At 58.6% G+C, this 18,939-nt stretch carries 11 protein-coding genes and 3 rRNA genes; 8 read left to right on the forward strand and 6 right to left on the reverse strand.

Annotation, left to right across the window (positions count from 1 at the left end; all coding sequences use genetic code 11):
• The 5 genes from dnaA (at position 1) to ACWMMN_RS00025 (ending at position 7,665) form a co-directional block, all read left to right on the forward strand.
• Positions 1 to 1,575, forward strand: a complete 1,575-nt coding sequence (dnaA, locus tag ACWMMN_RS00005; protein WP_059232863.1) for a chromosomal replication initiator protein DnaA — start codon at positions 1 to 3, stop codon at positions 1,573 to 1,575.
• Positions 1,576 to 1,743: 168 nt separating this feature from the next.
• Entirely contained in the window at positions 1,744 to 2,850 is a 1,107-nt protein-coding gene (gene dnaN, locus ACWMMN_RS00010; RefSeq protein ID WP_059232862.1) for a DNA polymerase III subunit beta, read from the forward strand.
• Between the two features lie 191 nt (positions 2,851 to 3,041).
• Positions 3,042 to 5,516: a DNA topoisomerase (ATP-hydrolyzing) subunit B gene (gene gyrB, locus ACWMMN_RS00015; RefSeq protein WP_059232861.1), complete on the forward strand. Its 2,475-nt coding sequence runs from the start codon at positions 3,042 to 3,044 to the stop codon at positions 5,514 to 5,516.
• Between the two features lie 326 nt (positions 5,517 to 5,842).
• Positions 5,843 to 6,235, forward strand: a complete 393-nt coding sequence (locus ACWMMN_RS00020) for a very short patch repair endonuclease (protein WP_486422870.1) — start codon at positions 5,843 to 5,845, stop codon at positions 6,233 to 6,235.
• A 59-nt stretch (positions 6,236 to 6,294) separates the two neighbouring features.
• Positions 6,295 to 7,665 carry a DNA cytosine methyltransferase gene (locus tag ACWMMN_RS00025; protein ID WP_486422871.1) on the forward strand — a complete coding sequence of 457 codons (1,371 nt, stop codon included), beginning with the start codon at positions 6,295 to 6,297 and terminating at the stop codon, positions 7,663 to 7,665.
• On the opposite strand, the gene ACWMMN_RS00030 is transcribed toward ACWMMN_RS00025, so the two are convergent.
• Complete coding sequence (locus tag ACWMMN_RS00030; protein ID WP_486422872.1) at positions 7,630 to 8,472, reverse strand: hypothetical protein; 843 nt, start codon at positions 8,470 to 8,472, stop codon at positions 7,630 to 7,632. The two genes, ACWMMN_RS00025 and ACWMMN_RS00030, sit on opposite strands and share 36 nt — an antisense overlap.
• A gap of 919 nt (positions 8,473 to 9,391) precedes the next feature.
• Here ACWMMN_RS00030 and ACWMMN_RS00035 point away from each other — a divergent pair.
• A complete protein-coding gene (locus tag ACWMMN_RS00035; RefSeq protein ID WP_342703290.1) occupies positions 9,392 to 9,637 on the forward strand; it encodes a SymE family type I addiction module toxin in 246 nt (81 codons plus the stop codon).
• A gap of 245 nt (positions 9,638 to 9,882) precedes the next feature.
• Here the strand turns inward: ACWMMN_RS00035 and rrf are convergent.
• From rrf to ACWMMN_RS00060, 5 genes are all read right to left on the reverse strand, one after another.
• A 5S ribosomal RNA gene (gene rrf, locus ACWMMN_RS00040) occupies positions 9,883 to 9,995 on the reverse strand.
• Between the two features lie 151 nt (positions 9,996 to 10,146).
• A 23S ribosomal RNA gene (locus ACWMMN_RS00045) occupies positions 10,147 to 13,028 on the reverse strand.
• A gap of 399 nt (positions 13,029 to 13,427) precedes the next feature.
• Positions 13,428 to 14,960: ribosomal RNA gene (locus tag ACWMMN_RS00050) — 16S ribosomal RNA — on the reverse strand.
• Together the 16S, 23S and 5S rRNA genes form the textbook arrangement of a ribosomal RNA operon.
• Before the next feature lie 577 nt (positions 14,961 to 15,537).
• Positions 15,538 to 16,071 carry a cytochrome b gene (locus ACWMMN_RS00055; RefSeq protein ID WP_256085403.1) on the reverse strand — a complete coding sequence of 178 codons (534 nt, stop codon included), beginning with the start codon at positions 16,069 to 16,071 and terminating at the stop codon, positions 15,538 to 15,540.
• Positions 16,068 to 17,156: a catalase family peroxidase gene (locus tag ACWMMN_RS00060; RefSeq protein WP_486422873.1), complete on the reverse strand. Its 1,089-nt coding sequence runs from the start codon at positions 17,154 to 17,156 to the stop codon at positions 16,068 to 16,070. The genes ACWMMN_RS00055 and ACWMMN_RS00060 overlap by 4 nt, the downstream gene beginning before the upstream one ends.
• A 157-nt stretch (positions 17,157 to 17,313) precedes the next feature.
• Here ACWMMN_RS00060 and ACWMMN_RS00065 point away from each other — a divergent pair, with 157 nt between their 5' ends.
• Positions 17,314 to 17,835: a sigma-70 family RNA polymerase sigma factor gene (locus ACWMMN_RS00065; RefSeq protein WP_059527789.1), complete on the forward strand. Its 522-nt coding sequence runs from the start codon at positions 17,314 to 17,316 to the stop codon at positions 17,833 to 17,835.
• Positions 17,832 to 18,590 carry an anti-sigma factor family protein gene (locus ACWMMN_RS00070; protein WP_174994600.1) on the forward strand — a complete coding sequence of 253 codons (759 nt, stop codon included), beginning with the start codon at positions 17,832 to 17,834 and terminating at the stop codon, positions 18,588 to 18,590. The genes ACWMMN_RS00065 and ACWMMN_RS00070 overlap by 4 nt, the downstream gene beginning before the upstream one ends.
• The last annotated feature ends 349 nt before the right edge of the window (positions 18,591 to 18,939 follow it).

Raw genomic sequence — 18,939 nt, forward strand, 5'->3', positions numbered from 1 at the left:
ATGAACGATTTCTGGCAACACTGTTCCGCACTGCTGGAGCGCGAGCTGACGCCCCAGCAGTACGTGACGTGGATCAAACCCTTGGCCCCGGTGGCCTTCGATGCGTCGGCGAACACGCTGTCCATCGCCGCGCCGAACCGCTTCAAGCTGGACTGGGTCAAGAGCCAGTTTTCGGGACGGATCTCCGATCTGGCCCGAGATTTCTGGAATGCGCCGATCGAAGTCCAGTTCGTCCTCGATCCCAAGGCAGGTATGCGCAGCGCCGCGACCGGTGCAGCGCCGGCCGCCCCGCGCGCGCCGCTGGCCCCGAGCGGCCCGGCCGCGACGGTCGCCGCGATCGCCGCCAACCTCGCCGCGAATGCCGCGGGTGCGCCCGCCGCGCCGGCCGACGTGCCGATGACGCCGTCGGCCGCCGCCGCGCATCACCTGAACGCCGACGACGCCGACATCGACCTGCCGAGCCTGCCCGCGCACGAAGCGGCCGCCGGCCGCCGCACATGGCGCCCGGGTCCCGGTGCGACCCCGGCGGGCGGCGAAGCCGATTCGATGTACGAACGTTCGAAGCTGAACCCCGTGCTCACGTTCGACAACTTCGTGACCGGCAAGGCGAACCAGCTCGCGCGCGCCGCCGCGATCCAGGTCGCGGACAACCCGGGCATCTCGTACAACCCGCTGTTCCTGTACGGCGGCGTCGGCCTCGGCAAGACCCACCTGATCCACGCGATCGGCAACCAGCTGCTGCTCGACAAGGCCGGTGCGCGGATCCGCTACATCCACGCGGAACAGTACGTGTCCGACGTGGTGAAGGCGTACCAGCGCAAGGCGTTCGACGACTTCAAGCGCTACTACCATTCGCTCGACCTGCTGCTGATCGACGATATTCAGTTCTTCTCCGGCAAGTCGCGCACGCAAGAGGAATTCTTCTACGCGTTCGAGGCGCTGGTCGCGAACAAGGCGCAGGTGATCATCACCAGCGACACGTATCCGAAGGAGATCTCGGGTATCGACGATCGCCTGATCTCGCGCTTCGACTCCGGCCTCACCGTCGCGATCGAGCCGCCCGAGCTGGAAATGCGCGTCGCGATCCTGATGCGCAAGGCGCAGTCGGAAGGCGTGAACCTGTCGGAAGACGTCGCGTTCTTCGTCGCGAAGCACCTGCGCTCGAACGTGCGCGAACTCGAAGGCGCGCTGCGCAAGATCCTCGCGTATTCGAAGTTCCACGGCCGCGAGATCTCGATCGAGCTAACCAAGGAAGCGCTGAAGGACCTGCTGACCGTGCAGAACCGGCAGATTTCGGTCGAGAACATCCAGAAGACCGTCGCCGACTTCTACAACATCAAGGTCGCCGACATGTATTCGAAGAAGCGCCCCGCGAACATTGCGCGGCCGCGGCAGATCGCGATGTATCTCGCGAAGGAACTCACGCAGAAGAGCCTGCCGGAAATCGGCGAGCTGTTCGGCGGGCGCGATCACACCACCGTGCTGCACGCGGTGCGCAAGATCGCCGACGAGCGCAGCAAGGACGCGCAGCTCAACCACGAGCTGCACGTGCTGGAACAGACGCTGAAGGGCTGAGCGCGCGGCGCGCTTGATAATTCGGCCTCCGCCCCAATTTAAGGGGGGCGGTTCGGTTTTGAGGCACAATACTGGTTTGACCGCCCCGGTGGTGGCGGGCCAAGAGCCCGGCCGGCGGGGCGCTGCGAGGCTGCTGCGCTGCAGGCCGTTACTCAACGAAGGAACTCTATGCAACTGGTCAAGACCGAACGAGACACCCTCCTCAGGCCGCTGCAAACGGTCAGCGGCATCGTCGAACGCCGCCATACGTTGCCGATCCTTGCCAACCTGCTGATCACCAAGAACGGCCCGGACGTTTCGTTCCTGTCGACCGACCTGGAGCTGCAGATCACCACGCGCGCCGATTTCGGCGTCGGCGGCGACCAGATCGCGACCACCGTCGCGGCGCGCAAGCTGCTCGACATCCTGCGCGCGATGCCTGACGGCCAGGTCACGCTGTCGCTCGCCGACAAGCGCCTCACCGTTCAATCGGGCAAGAGCCGTTTCGCACTGCAGACGCTGGCGGCCGACGAGTTCCCGACCGTCGCGCAGGCGAAGGATTTCGGCGCGACCCTGACCGTCCCGCAGAAGTCGTTCCGCCAGTTGCTCGGCATGGTGCACTTCGCGATGGCGCAGCAGGACATCCGCTACTACCTGAACGGCATGCTGCTCGTCGTCGACGGCGACCAGCTGATGGCCGTGGCCACCGACGGCCACCGCCTCGCGTTCTCGTCGATGAAGCTCGAAGGCGGCACGTTCGGCCGCCAGGAAGTCATCGTGCCGCGCAAGACGATTCTCGAGCTGCAGCGCCTGCTCGAAGACATCGACGACACCGTCACCATCGACATCGCGCAAACCCAGGCCAAGTTCACGTTCGGCCAGGTCGAGCTCGTGTCGAAACTCGTCGAGGGCAAGTTCCCCGACTTCCAGCGCGTGATCCCGAAGGCGCACAAGAACACGTTCGAGATCGGCCGTGAAGAACTGCAGCGTTCGCTGCAGCGCGCGGCGATCCTGACCTCGGACAAGTTCAAGGGCGTGCGCTGCATCATCGCGCCGGGCCAGCTGAAGATCATGTCGACCAACGCCGATCAGGAAGAGGCGCAGGAAGAACTGGAAATCGCCTACCAGGGCGACACCGTCGACATCGGCTTCAACGTCACGTATCTGCTCGACGTGCTCGCGAACCTGAAGGTCGACACCGTGCAGGTGAGCCTCGGCGACGCCAGCTCGAGCGCGCTGATCACGGTGCCCGAGAACGAAGAGTTCAAGTATGTCGTGATGCCGATGCGCATCTGACGCGCGCGACATCAAGACACACACCAGGGGGCGGCAAGCCCCTTTGGCGTTTTTATGGCGAACCGACAACCCGTCCTTTCGGTGCCTGACCGGCACCGTGGACGGGCCAGGAAACTGGAGCGGCCCGGCGATTTCTCGCTGAAACGCACCGCGCCGCCACTAGAGTGGCCTCGCAGAACCGGAAGATATCCATGAGTGAACAGCACAATTCGCAACCCGATAACAGCAGCTACGGCGCCTCGTCGATCCAGATCCTCGAAGGTCTGGAAGCGGTGCGCAAGCGCCCCGGGATGTACATCGGCGACACGTCGGACGGCACCGGTCTGCACCACCTCGTGTTCGAGGTGCTCGACAACTCGATCGACGAAGCGCTGGCCGGGTACTGCAACGACATCCACGTGACGATTCACGCCGACAACTCGATTTCCGTGACCGACAACGGCCGCGGAATTCCGACCGACGTGAAGATGAACGACAAGCACGAGCCGAAGCGCAGTGCTGCGGAAATCGTGATGACCGAGCTGCACGCCGGCGGCAAGTTCGACCAGAACAGCTACAAGGTGTCGGGCGGCCTGCACGGCGTGGGCGTGTCGTGCGTGAACGCGCTGTCGAGCTGGCTGCGCCTCACCGTGCGCCGCGGCGGCAAGAAGCGTTTCATGGAGTTCCACCGCGGCGTCGCGCAGGATCGCGTGCTCGAGATGGTGGACGGCGTGGAAGTGTCGCCGATGCTCGTGACGGGTGACACCGAGAACCGCGGCACCGAAGTGCACTTCATGGCCGATCCGACCATTTTCGGCACGGTCGAGTATCACTACGACATCCTCGCGAAGCGGATGCGTGAACTCTCGTTCCTGAACAACGGCGTGCGGATTCGTTTGACCGACCTGCGTTCGGGCAAGGAAGACGATTTCGCGTTCGCCGGCGGTGTGAAGGGCTTCGTCGAGTACATCAACAAGACGAAGACCAACCTGCACCCGACGGTGTTCTTCGCCAACGGCGAGAAGGACGGCGTGGGCGTCGAAGTCGCGATGCAGTGGAACGACAGCTACAACGAAAACGTGCTGTGTTTCACGAACAACATTCCGCAGCGCGACGGCGGCACGCACCTGACCGGCCTGCGGGCCGCGATGACGCGCGTCATCAACAAGTACATCACCGATAACGAGATCGCGAAGAAGGCGAAGGTCGAGACGACCGGCGACGACATGCGCGAAGGGCTGTCGTGCGTGCTTTCCGTGAAGGTGCCGGAGCCGAAGTTCAGCTCGCAGACGAAGGACAAGCTGGTTTCTTCCGAGGTTCGTGCGCCGGTTGAAGAGGTTGTGGCGAAGGCGCTGGAAGAGTTCCTGCTCGAAACGCCGATCGACGCGAAGATCATTTGCGGGAAGATCGTTGAGGCTGCTCGGGCGCGGGATGCTGCGCGGAAGGCCCGCGAGATGACGCGCCGCAAGGGCGTGCTCGATGGCGTCGGCCTGCCCGGCAAGCTCGCGGACTGCCAGGAGAAAGACCCGGCGAAGTGCGAAATCTACATCGTCGAGGGTGACTCGGCAGGTGGTTCGGCCAAGCAAGGGCGTGATCGCAAGTTCCAGGCGATCCTGCCGCTGCGCGGCAAGGTGCTGAACGTCGAGAAGGCTCGTTACGACAAGCTGCTGTCGTCGGAGCAGATCGTCACGCTTGTGACCGCGCTTGGGTGCGGCATCGGCAAGGAAGACTACAACCTCGATAAGCTGCGCTACCACCGCATCATCATCATGACCGACGCGGACGTCGACGGTGCGCACATCCGGACGCTGCTGCTCACGTTCCTGTATCGCCAGATGCCGGACATGATCGAGCGCGGGTACGTGTATATCGCGCAGCCGCCGCTTTACAAGATCAAAGCGGGCAAGGACGAGCGGTATCTGAAGGATGATGTCGAGCTCAACGCGCATATGCTGCGGTTGGCGCTGCAAGGGTCGGAGCTGGTGCCGGGTGAAAATGCCGCGGCGATTTCGGGCGATGCGCTTGGCGAGCTGGCACGGTCGTATCTGCTGTCGAAGAGCGTGATCGAGCGGTTGAGCCGGTTGTATGACCCGGCCGCGCTGGAAGCCGTTATGGACGGCGTGGTGATCGATCTTTCCAACGAGGCATCGACTGAGGCTTCGGCTAAGGCGCTGCACGCTGCGTTGCATGATGAAGCGCTGAAGAACGAAGTGCGTGTCGTGCCTTCGTATGACCCGGTTCGCGAACAGCGAGCGCTGCATGTCGAGCGTACGCATCACGGCAACGTGCGGGTTTCGGTCATCGACCAGGAATTCCAGCACACGGCGGATTATCAGCAGCTCGTGACGACCGCGAATACGTTCAAAGGGCTCATCGGGGAAGGTGCAGTCATCAAGCGCGGTGAGCGCAGCATGGCCGTGGCGGACTTCAAGAGCGCGATGAAATGGCTACTGGCGGATGCGGAGCGGAATGTTTCGAAGCAGCGGTATAAGGGGCTCGGGGAGATGAACCCCGGGCAGCTGTGGGAAACGACGATGGATCCGGCTGTGCGGCGACTGCTGCGTGTGCAGATCGAAGACGCGATTGCTGCGGATGGGATCTTTACTACCCTCATGGGGGATGATGTGGAGCCGCGGCGGGCGTTTATCGAGTCGAATGCGTTGCGGGCGGGGAATATTGACGTTTGAGGTACAGTCCCGAAGATTGGCAACCACAGCAGGGATGCTTCGGTGCCAATCTTCGACGCCCTCCGATCAGATGTTGAGTCCAGACCAACCGTCACCTCGGGTACAACCGTGATACCGGCAGCAACAATCTCTTCGGTATCGCCCCTCGGCCCTGCGATCGACTGCATGTCCATAGAGCCACCGCAAGCTTGGTCCATGCAATGCCCCATTTCATTCGCACGCAATTGTGACGTCGCCGCCGATGGGCGCAACAATATGCAAGGCAATCGCCCTCTGCACTATGCCTAATGGCCGATACCCGAACCCCAGTCCAGCGCAGTAAGATCATGCGTGCGGTCGGAACCCGAAACACCGGGCCCGAGTTGACCGTGCGAAAGCTGCTGCATCGTCTTGGCTATCGGTATCGCTTGAACGTCCGCGGGTTGCCCGGAACTCCAGACATCGTATTCGCTGGTCGCAAGAAGGTCATTTTCGTCCATGGCTGCTACTGGCATGGGCACAACTGTAAGAAGGGCGCGTTACCGAAGTCGTCCGTTGACTACTGGGGCCCCAAAATCCGAGCTAACCGAGATAGAGATGCCAGGAACGTTGCCGATCTAACCCAAGCCGGTTGGAGCGTGTTGACGATATGGCAATGCGAACTACGGGACCTATCGGCAGTAGAAGAGACGTTGAGCTCGTTCTTGGGCCAAAGTGCAAAATTTCGATCGACTTGTTGACAACATTCCGGTACGATCCCGTTCTAGTAATTTGATGCTGTGATAGGAAGAGAGTTACCATGAGCCGACCAATTGGAATCGACCTGTTCGCCGGGGCCGGCGGACTATCGCTCGGATTCGAGCAGGCAGGCTTCGACGTCGTTGCCGCCGTTGAAATCGATCCCATCCATGCAGCCGTCCATGAATTCAACTTTCCTGATTGCGCTGTGATCCCTCTCAGTGTTGAAAGGCTTACTGGCGCGCAGATTCGAAAGGCCGCAGGAATCGGCAAGAAAAGAGTCGATGTGGTGTTCGGTGGTGCTCCTTGCCAAGGGTTTTCAATGATCGGGCAGCGCGCCCTAGACGATCCACGTAACGCACTCGTTCGGCACTTCGTCCGCCTAGTACATGAATTGGATGCTCAGGCATTCGTATTTGAGAATGTCAAGGGCATTACTGTCGGCAAGCACGCACAGTTCCTGAACGAGCTTATCGCCGAATTCTCATCCATTGGCTATGATATCCGTCTGCCATGGAAAATTTTGAATGCCGCGCACTTTGGCGCACCGCAGTTCCGTGAGCGATTGATCCTGATGGGCTGCAAGAAAGGAAGCGAGCTACCTGCTTACCCTGCGCCAATCTTTCGACCGGCAGGCACCGAAGCGGATCTCGCAAAGTTGCCCGAAGGTCCGTCATGCTACGACGCCCTCAACGACGTTCCTGATGCCGAAGATTATGAAGAACTCCTAAGCTCGGATGCTGTGAAGGTGAAGTGGGGTAAACCGAGTAAGTATGCCAAAACTCTTCGCGGCACAGTTCGACCGTCCTGGGATTTCTCATATTCACGCCAGTCCAATACGTCTGTTTTGACCAGCAGCATGCGCTCGGACCATACAGACATCTCCCGTCGTAGGTTTGAGGAAACCCAAGAAGGAACAGTCGAACCAATTTCTCGATTCTTCAAATTGCCACGAACCGGCGTGAGTAATACTTTGCGCGCTGGAACCGACAGCGCCCGAGGTGCATTTACGTCACCGCGCCCAATACATTACAAATATGCTCGCTGCATTACCGTCAGAGAGATGGCGCGTCTGCACGGATTTCCAGACTGGTTCCGCCTCCACCAAACTAAGTGGCATGGCGCACGCCAAATCGGCAATTCCGTTCCACCGCCGCTCGCTCGGGCTGTCGCTGCACAAGTAATCGACGCGCTTGGTGTGCAACCCGAGGTACCCAACGATCCCGTGAAACAAGGAAGTGTCTCATTGTTGCAAATGGACATGGGGCAAGCATCGACATACTTTGGCATCTCCGCCCCCATCGGCAAACGCGACAAGAAGGGTGCCCCCAAACGGAAACAATGGGATGACCGCGCAACGGATACGGAACAACAGCAATCCGTTGGCGACAGTCAATTAGATACCTTGGACGCGGGGACAGAGCTCGTATAACGCCTCCTGCTCCAACTCTAACTCAGTAAAAATCGCGAGCTCGTTGCGCCTAATCGCCTTGAATTCCGCCAAATAGATACCATCCTTAGTCGAAGTCATTGCGATAGGCACAACGAGATTTACCGGAGTCTCGTTGAACGCAGCCTTTACCTGCTGCATCACCTGCTCTTCCAAAATACGTTGATTTTTCTTTTTGGCCTCGGCGGTAATAATCATATGCTGAATCGCTCCATTTTCGTCGTGATATTTTGCCGAGAATAGCGAATCGACTTCGCATAATCTCAATTTTATACCGATCTGAAGATGAGTCAATTCGATAACATCGATTGGCGAGCGCAAAGCAAAGTGTGTTTCCACAACAGCGAGCTTTACAGCAACTTGAATTAGATAGGTTTCGTCATCACGTCCGAGCGCTTTGCTATCTAATGGGATAGAAATACTCTGAATTTTGTGTGTCCACACTCCCTCATGATAGCCGAATCGATTCGGAAAGGGCTCATCCTGTCCAGCCTCGTAAGGAACGAACTCGAAGACGTTGCCATCCCCGGTAACCTGTCTTCCGCCATACCGGCGCGCCTTCAATCGATCAGGCCACATATTCGAGGCATTACTTCCTCGAATAATATCTTTCATGAAATTCGCTGGATTCTTTTCTGAAAGAGTCGACCCTAAATTCGCTCTGCACCACGCAATTGCGGTCACGACATCGTCGTTAGTCACAACTGTTCGACGCAAACGTTGCTCCGCCGGATCCCACAACGTGTCGAAAATACGATCTATGACTGCAGGTTTTTGTGATTTTGCCATTTTCGTAAATTATGAAATGTAGCTACCTTTTCTTGTAGCAACATCTATTTTATACAGACACATCGCAATAGTGGCGAACCACATCGGAGATTGCGACGTCCTATAAGTTGCCCGCTACCAATGTTACTCATATATCGAACAAAACCCCAAGTCTTTGATTTCCTTGGTGTATACCTCTTTCGCACAATGGGACTCGACCGGATGACTTTCCAGCGATGTGAGTAGCGAGCCTACTAGGCTTAGAGCTCAGAAAATGCGATTCGCTTCCATCTACTACAACACTGTAGCCATCCGCTGGTCACAAGGCGAGTAACACTCGAGATGATCGACGTTCATGGTCGACAGAAAGCTTCCTTCCGATATCTCGCGATGATATCTTGTGTAGCACCCGTGATGCCAGGCACGATGCCCCCCACATCGCTCTCGATATCCTGTGCGTCACGTCAAACGCATTGATGCCAATGTGCCCCATCCACGTGGCCCCAGGATAGCTCGGAAGAAGTGTGGACTGAAGCGTCATCGGCGTACGTGCGAAGGTCTTGCGCAAGGCATCCAGATTCGTATCGAAGAGTCGTACCGCTGCTATCCTGCGCTCTTCCAGCAACGCCCGTGTGATGCGTTGATTCCGGCACCCGCACACAAACTGATCGAACATCCGGTTAAACAGCGACACGCAATCCTCCTTGTCACTCGTCGGCGATTTCCCCAACCACAACCTCCACTCCTCACGGCTCAACTCAACAGCACAAATTCGAGATGGCTGATGGACCCTATACCGTTCGGCTAGTCCACGCGTATTGGCCTCATCAAACGCCTTTCTTCGCTTAAACTCGAACTGCCTCACCGCAAAAAGCGCGGGCCGCATGGGCTGCCACCCATACGACCCGCTGACCACAACCAACTCACACCGGAGTCGGAAATGGCTAACGCCAATCATAAGTCACGCCCCGTCGTAACGGAACGCTTCGTCAAGATTCAAGAGTCAGCACGCCATCACTCCTTGTCTAGAGTCCTCCGTGCCATCAGAGCACATCGGAAACTGAACACGACGTATTACCCGTGGATCAAATTGGCTGGAGTATGGCTTGAGGACGCGGGATTCGAGGCAGGAGAACGCGTCCGGATCACTGTCGAGGACAAGCGACTCATCATCACGCCGATGTGATCAATGCATTGCCCATGGTGGACGTCGCAAGCCATCACCGTCTAGGTAGCTCGGTGCCCGATACTCAGCACCGTTAGTAACTGTGACAAGCGACGATTGTTCTGCAAGTGCAGCGGGCCGGCCACTCAGCGCGGCTGTCGTATAGCGCATCAGCAAGAAAGCGACCCATGCCAGGCGCACCATGCATTTCCACCGCGCCAATGCAAAAACCCCCGCCTTTCGGGCGGGGGTTTCTGGCTTAGGGAGCCTGACGATTACCTACTTTCACACGGGAATCCGCACTATCATCGGCGTAGAGTCGTTTCACGGTCCTGTTCGGGATGGGAAGGGGTGGGACCGACTCGCTATGGTCATCAGGCAAAGAGGGTTGTTGCGCTGCTTCGCAGCACAACCAATCTTGGAAGAAGCAGTAATTTTGAGTTGTGTGTATCACACACGAGAATCCAACCAGTCTCTCGGATGGCTGCACGTGCATCGCACGGCGCTCATCTACAAGGCAGACTTGTTATAGGATCAAGCCTTACGGGCAATTAGTATCAGTTAGCTGAACGCATTACTGCGCTTACACACCTGACCTATCAACGTCCTGGTCTCGAACGACCCTTCAAGGGGATCTAGTCCCCAGGGATATCTCATCTTAAGGCGAGTTTCCCGCTTAGATGCTTTCAGCGGTTATCTCTTCCGAACATAGCTACCCGGCGATGCCACTGGCGTGACAACCGGTACACCAGAGGTTCGTCCACTCCGGTCCTCTCGTACTAGGAGCAGCCCCCTTCAAATATCCAACGCCCACGGCAGATAGGGACCAAACTGTCTCACGACGTTTTAAACCCAGCTCACGTACCTCTTTAAATGGCGAACAGCCATACCCTTGGGACCGGCTACAGCCCCAGGATGAGATGAGCCGACATCGAGGTGCCAAACACCGCCGTCGATATGAACTCTTGGGCGGTATCAGCCTGTTATCCCCAGAGTACCTTTTATCCGTTGAGCGATGGCCCTTCCATACAGAACCACCGGATCACTATGACCTGCTTTCGCACCTGCTCGACTTGTCGGTCTCGCAGTTAAGCACGCTTATGCCATTGCACTATCAGCACGATTTCCGACCGTACCTAGCGTACCTTCGTACTCCTCCGTTACGCTTTGGGAGGAGACCGCCCCAGTCAAACTGCCTACCATGCACTGTCCCCGACCCGGATCACGGGCCAAGGTTAGAACCTCAAACAAACCAGGGTGGTATTTCAAGGACGGCTCCACCGAAACTAGCGTTCCGGTTTCATAGCCTCCCACCTATCCTACACAGATCGGTTCAAAGTCCAATGCAAAGCTACAGTAAAGGTTCATGGGGTCTTTCCGTCTAGCCGCGGGTAGATTGCATCATCACAAACACTTCAACTTCGCTGAGTCTCGGGAGGAGACAGTGTGGCCATCGTTACGCCATTCGTGCAGGTCGGAACTTACCCGACAAGGAATTTCGCTACCTTAGGACCGTTATAGTTACGGCCGCCGTTTACCGGGACTTCAATCAAGAGCTTGCACCCCATCATTTAATCTTCCGGCACCGGGCAGGCGTCACACCCTATACGTCCACTTTCGTGTTTGCAGAGTGCTGTGTTTTTATTAAACAGTCGCAGCCACCAGTTTATTGCAACCCCTTCACCCTTTGCCCGCAGGGGCATCAAGCTACAAGGGCGTACCTTATCCCGAAGTTACGGTACCAATTTGCCGAGTTCCTTCTCCCGAGTTCTCTCAAGCGCCTTAGAATACTCATCTCGCCCACCTGTGTCGGTTTGCGGTACGGTCATCGTTAGACTGAAGCTTAGAGGCTTTTCTTGGAACCACTTCCAATTGCTTCGCTCCCTAAGGAGCTCGCGCCACACCCTTGAATTCCGCGCCCGGATTTGCCTAAGCGCCTTCTCCAATGCAGCGACCGGGACTTCCAACACCCGGACAACCTTCCGCGATCCGTCCCCCCATCGCATCTAACAATGGTGCAGGAATATTGACCTGCTTCCCATCAGCTACGCATTTCTGCCTCGCCTTAGGGGCCGACTCACCCTACGCCGATGAACGTTGCGTAGGAAACCTTGGGCTTACGGCGAGGGGGCCTTTCACCCCCTTTATCGCTACTCATGTCAGCATTCGCACTTCCGATACCTCCAGCACGCTTTTCAACGCACCTTCGCAGGCTTACGGAACGCTCTCCTACCATGCGTGCAAAGCACGCATCCGCAGCTTCGGTATATAGCTTAGCCCCGTTACATCTTCCGCGCAGGACGACTCGATCAGTGAGCTATTACGCTTTCTTTAAAGGGTGGCTGCTTCTAAGCCAACCTCCTGACTGTTTTAGCCTTCCCACTTCGTTTCCCACTTAGCTATATTTGGGGACCTTAGCTGGCGGTCTGGGTTGTTTCCCTCTTGACACCGGACGTTAGCACCCGATGTCTGTCTCCCGTGATTGCACTCTTCGGTATTCGGAGTTTGCTATGGCGGGGTAATCTGCAATAGACCCCCCAACCATGACAGTGCTCTACCCCCGAAGGTGAGACACGAGGCACTACCTAAATAGTTTTCGGAGAGAACCAGCTATTTCCAAGTTTGTTTAGCCTTTCACCCCTATCCACAGCTCATCCCCTAACTTTTCAACGTTAGTGGGTTCGGACCTCCAGTACGTGTTACCGCACCTTCATCCTGGCCATGGATAGATCACTTGGTTTCGGGTCTACGCCCAGCAACTGAACGCCCTATTCGGACTCGCTTTCGCTACGCCTGCCCTATACGGTTAAGCTTGCTACTGAACGTAAGTCGCTGACCCATTATACAAAAGGTACGCCGTCACCCCTTACGAGGCTCCGACTGTTTGTATGCATGCGGTTTCAGGATCTATTTCACTCCCCTCCCGGGGTTCTTTTCGCCTTTCCCTCACGGTACTGGTTCACTATCGGTCGATCACGAGTATTTAGCCTTGGAGGATGGTCCCCCCATCTTCAGACAGGATTTCACGTGTCCCGCCCTACTTGTCGCACACCTAGTTCTTTCATACTGTTTTCGCCTACGGGGCTATCACCCGCTATGGCCGCACTTTCCAGAGCGTTCGGCTAACAATACAAATAAAGAGTGCAAGGCTCATCCCATTTCGCTCGCCACTACTTTGGGAATCTCGGTTGATTTCTTTTCCTGCGGTTACTTAGATGTTTCAGTTCACCGCGTTCGCTTCGCATGGCCTATGTATTCAGCCATGGATACTCCAAAAGGAGTGGGTTTCCCCATTCGGACATCTACGGATCAAAGCTCGTTTGCCAGCTCCCCGTAGCTTTTCGCAGGCTACCGCGTCCTTCATCGCCTGTGATCGCCAAGGCATCCACCACATGCACTTGTTCGCTTGACCCTATAACGAGTCTGTCTCATCTTTCGACGCTACAGTCGCTACAGGTTGAGTTCTCGCATTTGTGCCGTATTCCAATTGAGTCAAACATAGAGTTCGAATCATCTTGAGATACATCGATACAATCACAACCCGGATAGTTTTCACGTCCATCTCAAGACGCTTCCGCTATCCAAATTACTTACTTCTTCCAGATTGTTAAAGAACGACAGCCGATACTTTCGTACCGCTCTGACTGGCTCAATCGCCAATGAGAAAAACTCGAACCAAACTTCATTCGAATGTTTGTCATTGAAGATTATTGAATGCGGCCGGCATTTTAACCGGTTTAACCGCAGACAGCTAGTCTGTCTTAATCAACAGCCGATAAGCGTGAGCGCTCAACTTTGCGAGAAGCTCTAGAAAGGAGGTGATCCAGCCGCACCTTCCGATACGGCTACCTTGTTACGACTTCACCCCAGTCATGAATCCTACCGTGGTGACCGTCCTCCTTGCGGTTAGACTAGCCACTTCTGGTAAAACCCACTCCCATGGTGTGACGGGCGGTGTGTACAAGACCCGGGAACGTATTCACCGCGGCATGCTGATCCGCGATTACTAGCGATTCCAGCTTCATGCACTCGAGTTGCAGAGTGCAATCCGGACTACGATCGGTTTTCTGGGATTAGCTCCCCCTCGCGGGTTGGCAACCCTCTGTTCCGACCATTGTATGACGTGTGAAGCCCTACCCATAAGGGCCATGAGGACTTGACGTCATCCCCACCTTCCTCCGGTTTGTCACCGGCAGTCTCCTTAGAGTGCTCTTGCGTAGCAACTAAGGACAAGGGTTGCGCTCGTTGCGGGACTTAACCCAACATCTCACGACACGAGCTGACGACAGCCATGCAGCACCTGTGCGCCGGTTCTCTTTCGAGCACTCCCACCTCTCAGCAGGATTCCGACCATGTCAAGGGTAGGTAAGGTTTTTCGCGTTGCATCGAATTAATCCACATCATCCACCGCTTGTGCGGGTCCCCGTCAATTCCTTTGAGTTTTAATCTTGCGACCGTACTCCCCAGGCGGTCAACTTCACGCGTTAGCTACGTTACTAAGGAAATGAATCCCCAACAACTAGTTGACATCGTTTAGGGCGTGGACTACCAGGGTATCTAATCCTGTTTGCTCCCCACGCTTTCGTGCATGAGCGTCAGTATTGGCCCAGGGGGCTGCCTTCGCCATCGGTATTCCTCCACATCTCTACGCATTTCACTGCTACACGTGGAATTCTACCCCCCTCTGCCATACTCTAGCCTGCCAGTCACCAATGCAGTTCCCAGGTTGAGCCCGGGGATTTCACATCGGTCTTAGCAAACCGCCTGCGCACGCTTTACGCCCAGTAATTCCGATTAACGCTCGCACCCTACGTATTACCGCGGCTGCTGGCACGTAGTTAGCCGGTGCTTATTCTTCCGGTACCGTCATCCCCCGACCGTATTAGGGCCAAGGATTTCTTTCCGGACAAAAGTGCTTTACAACCCGAAGGCCTTCTTCACACACGCGGCATTGCTGGATCAGGCTTTCGCCCATTGTCCAAAATTCCCCACTGCTGCCTCCCGTAGGAGTCTGGGCCGTGTCTCAGTCCCAGTGTGGCTGGTCGTCCTCTCAGACCAGCTACTGATCGTCGCCTTGGTAGGCCTTTACCCCACCAACTAGCTAATCAGCCATCGGCCAACCCTATAGCGCGAGGCCCGAAGGTCCCCCGCTTTCATCCGTAGATCGTATGCGGTATTAATCCGGCTTTCGCCGGGCTATCCCCCACTACAGGACATGTTCCGATGTATTACTCACCCGTTCGCCACTCGCCACCAGGTGCAAGCACCCGTGCTGCCGTTCGACTTGCATGTGTAAGGCATGCCGCCAGCGTTCAATCTGAGCCAGGATCAAACTCTTCAGTTTAAACCTGTTACTGTTTTCGGTTCGGTTAAGAACCGGTCGCTCACTCAAAGCTGACAGGAATATGAATCACTTCATAAACCTGACTTACTTTAGTGTGAGACTCTTGATACTTTCGCTATCTGATCCGAGGATCAGCTCGCTTCCATCAAGCGCCCACACTTATCGGCTGTTAATTTTTAAAGAGCATTCTGCGAGAAACTTCGTGTTTCTCAGCAGCGCTGCGTTTTCAGCAGCAGAGAAGCGAGATTATCAACCGTTTTTTAAAACTCGTCAACAACTTTTTTAACTACTTCGTTGCGACGACTGCGGTTTAATTTCGTGTGCACTGGAGTTGTTAAAACCAACTTCAACAGCACCGCTTCCCTTCTTTCCCCCGCGCTGCGTTTCCGTTAGCGCGAAAGAGGCGTGATTCTAAGCACCTGCCTCCATCTCCGCAACCCCCTTTGTGAAATATTTTTGACATGCCGTGCCGGGGGCGGCTGAGCCTCCCTCAGTGCTCATATATAGGCGGCACGGCGGAAGCCGCCTCGGTCACCCGTGAACAGCCCCCGCCGCCGCGAACGCAATCTTGCGTCGATCACCGCCCCACCATCGCCCTCACCACGCCGTCCCGCCGAATCAGCCCGTGATACAGCGCCGCCGCAAAGTGCGCGAGGAACGTCAGGAAGAACAGATAGGCCAGCACGCGATGCGCAACCCTGAGCCAGGCGAACGTGACCGGATCAGCCGAAACGATCGCCGGCAGCTGCACGCCACCGCCCAGCGTCACCGGATAGCCGCCCGCCGACAGCATCGCCCACCCGATCAGCGGCATCGCCACCATCAGCGCATACAGCACGAGATGCGACCCGTGCGCGGCCACCTTCTGCCACCACGGCAGATCCTCGGGCAGCGCCGGCGGCTTCGACAGCACCCGCACCACGATCCGCATGCACACGAGCACCAGCACGGCCACGCCCAGCGGCTTGTGAATCGCCACCAGGATCTCGTGCCGCCCGGAAACGGACGCCACCATCCCCACCCCGATGAACAGCATCGCGAGGATCATCGCCGCCATCACCCAATGCAGCACCCGCGCCGGCAAGCTAAACGTCGTCGAAGCCTTCATCATCGCCCCTCCCCACTCAATCGCGCCACGCCGGCCACTCCGGCCTCTTCGCTCGTGCGTCGCAGATACGAATCCGCATACGCCGCCGACCGCGCCGCCAGCAACGGATCGCCCGACACCTGAATCCCCTGCGGCAGCACCGTCGGGTCGTAATTCACGTCACGGCACGGCCCGCTGTCCTGCGCCTCCACGCGGTCGAGCACCAGCGTGCCCGCATCGATCGTCGTGCGCTGCGCGGGCCAGATTTTCGTCGCGTCGTCCACCGGGTCGCCGGGCTCCGCCAGCGTGACCAGCAGCTTCCACTTCTGCGCACCGGCCGCGATGCGCTGCGTCACGTCCTGCTGAAGCACGTTCGGATCCCCGGCCGTCGCGACATCCCCGGCGCCGGCCGTCTGCTCCGGCACGACGCGCCACCGCACCGCCTGGCGCTTGCCGACCGCGTCGACGAAGTAGAACGCGTTCAACCCGTAATAGCTTTCGGTGACGTAGCTCGCGCTCGGCTTCGCACCCTTCACCCATTGCAGGAACGCGGCCGCCTCCGGATGCGCGCCGAAAAACGCCTTCACCTTCGCCGGATCGGGCTTGCCCGTCTTCGGATCGGGCCGGGTCGCCAGCGTCTGCTGGTAGAACGCCTGCGGCGTCGCCACCGGAAACACCGGCATCGCGTTCATCCCGGTCCGCCATTGCTCGCCGTCCGGCGCGGTGAGCTTCAGCGCAAGACTGCGGATCGGCACGCTGCTGTCGGGCGCGTATGGATTCCCGCCCGGCAACGCGAAGCGCCCGACCACCGGCGTGCGCACCACCTTGAAGAACGGCGCGACCGAATACGCGCTCGCGGCGCCGTTGCCTTCGAAATAACCGGTCACGCACACGCCCTTCGCGTGATTGCGCCGGAAGCCGGGATGGATGCCGCTGTTGGTCTGCAGCGCGTCGACGAGCCGCTGCGGGGTCAGACGCGCCGGCGCAAGCCAGCCGCCTGCGTAGCCGAACGCGACGGCCACGCCGGCCACCGCGCCGCCGATCACGGCCCAGCGCCACCACCCGCGCCCAGGCTCGCGCTGCGGCGAAGAAGAGGAAGATTGCTTCATGAATGCGCTCCCGATCGTCAGATCATTGTCGAACGCGCGTAGGACGCCGCCCGCGCCGCTTTATTCCACGGAAATTTTTTTCGTATGCTCGAGGGAATAATCGGTGCCGCCCGGCGTCCTACGCGGCATCTCGACCCATTCGGCAACCGGCCCGGCCATGCCCTCCACCGCCCTCGACGACGACGCACTGCGCGAACTCATCCCCAGGCTGCGACGCTTCGCGCTCTGGCTGGCGCGCGACGTCCACGCGGCCGACGATCTCGTCCAGTCGACGCTCGAGCGCGCGCTGTCGCGCTGGACGAGCCGTCGCGACGACGCGTCGCTGCGCAGCTGGCTCTTCACGATCCTGTACCGGCAGTTTCTCGACGGGAAGCGCAGCGCGAAGCGCTACAACTGGCTGCTTGGCCGGATCCGCGACGACGACGAAGCGCACTGGCCGTCCGCCGAACGCGAATTCACGGCGCGCGCGACGCTCGAAGCGTTCGGCCGGCTCTCCGACGAGCAACGCAGCCTGCTGCTGCTCGTCGCGGTCGAGGGCTTCACCTATCAGGAAGTCGCCGACCTGCTCGAGGTGCCGATCGGCACCGTGATGTCGCGGCTCTCCCGCGCGCGCCAGGCGCTGCGCCAGCTCAGCGACGGCGAGCTTCCTGCTCCTTCTCTCCGGTTGATGAAGAAATGAACACGCCTCCGAACGAACACGACCTTCAGGCCTACGTCGACGGCCAGCTCGACGACGAGGCGCGCGCCGCAGTCGAGCGCTATCTCGCGCTGCATCCGGAGCGCGCCGAACAGGTGAAGCAATGGCAGCAGGATGCGCAGCGGTTGCGGGCCGCGCTGGAGAGCGTGCGGATGCCGGCCGATAACCCCGCGCTGGATCCGGCGGCGATTCGCGGCCGGCGGGCGGAACGCTCGCGGATGCGGTTTGCGGTCGCAGCTTCGTTCGTGTTCTGCGTCGGGCTGGGGACGCTGGGCGGGTGGCAGGCGCGCGGCTGGAACGCCGCGCCGCCCATCGCGCCGATGAGCGATGCAATCCAGGCTTACCGGATGATGGTGGTCGATCAGACGGCCAAGGTCGATTACCGGCCGACCGGTGCGGGCGATCTGCAGGGGTGGCTCACCAAACGCGTGGGCGCCTCGGCGAGGCTGCCGGATTTGAGCGCGGCGGGGTTCAGGCCGGTTGGCGGGCGGCTGTTCACGACGGACAGCGGGGCCACGGCTGCGATGGTGCTCTATGAAGACGAGGCCGGGCGGACGCTGAGCTTCTATCTCCGTCCCGCGGAATCGGAACATCGGCTGCTGCCGGCCGGGCAACGCGTGGATGGCGCGTTGCTGGCGCGGTATGGATCGGTGAACGGGCTCAACTATGCCGTGGTCGGGCCGGCCGGGAGTCTTGGGGAGAAGGCAGTCGTGCAGGCGCTCGATCAGCAGACTTGAGTGGTACGATGCGCGCCCGGCTGGCGGTCGATGGTAGCCGCCAGTGCCCGGAAGGATGCGGCTTTGCTGGTTGGGCGCGCTCACGCTCACCATTCGCCTGCACAGCGTTTCGACTGACTTCCCTGGACGGTTGTCCACACCGGAACGGGCTCTGCGCCCTCACCCTTGAAATCACAGGGTTTCCAGTCGTCTCGGAACGAGATATCCACATCGATCACGACGGTCGCCACGCGCTGTCATCGCCCGAATCGCTCACCGTGGTCGGGCACAGCGATGCGAGTCGTTCGGGAGCCGGATATCCACAAGCCGTCATGCCGACCGCGCTCGAACAACAATCGGACTGGCGCAT

Source organism: Burkholderia cepacia complex sp. TUM26381, assembly GCF_057439935.1.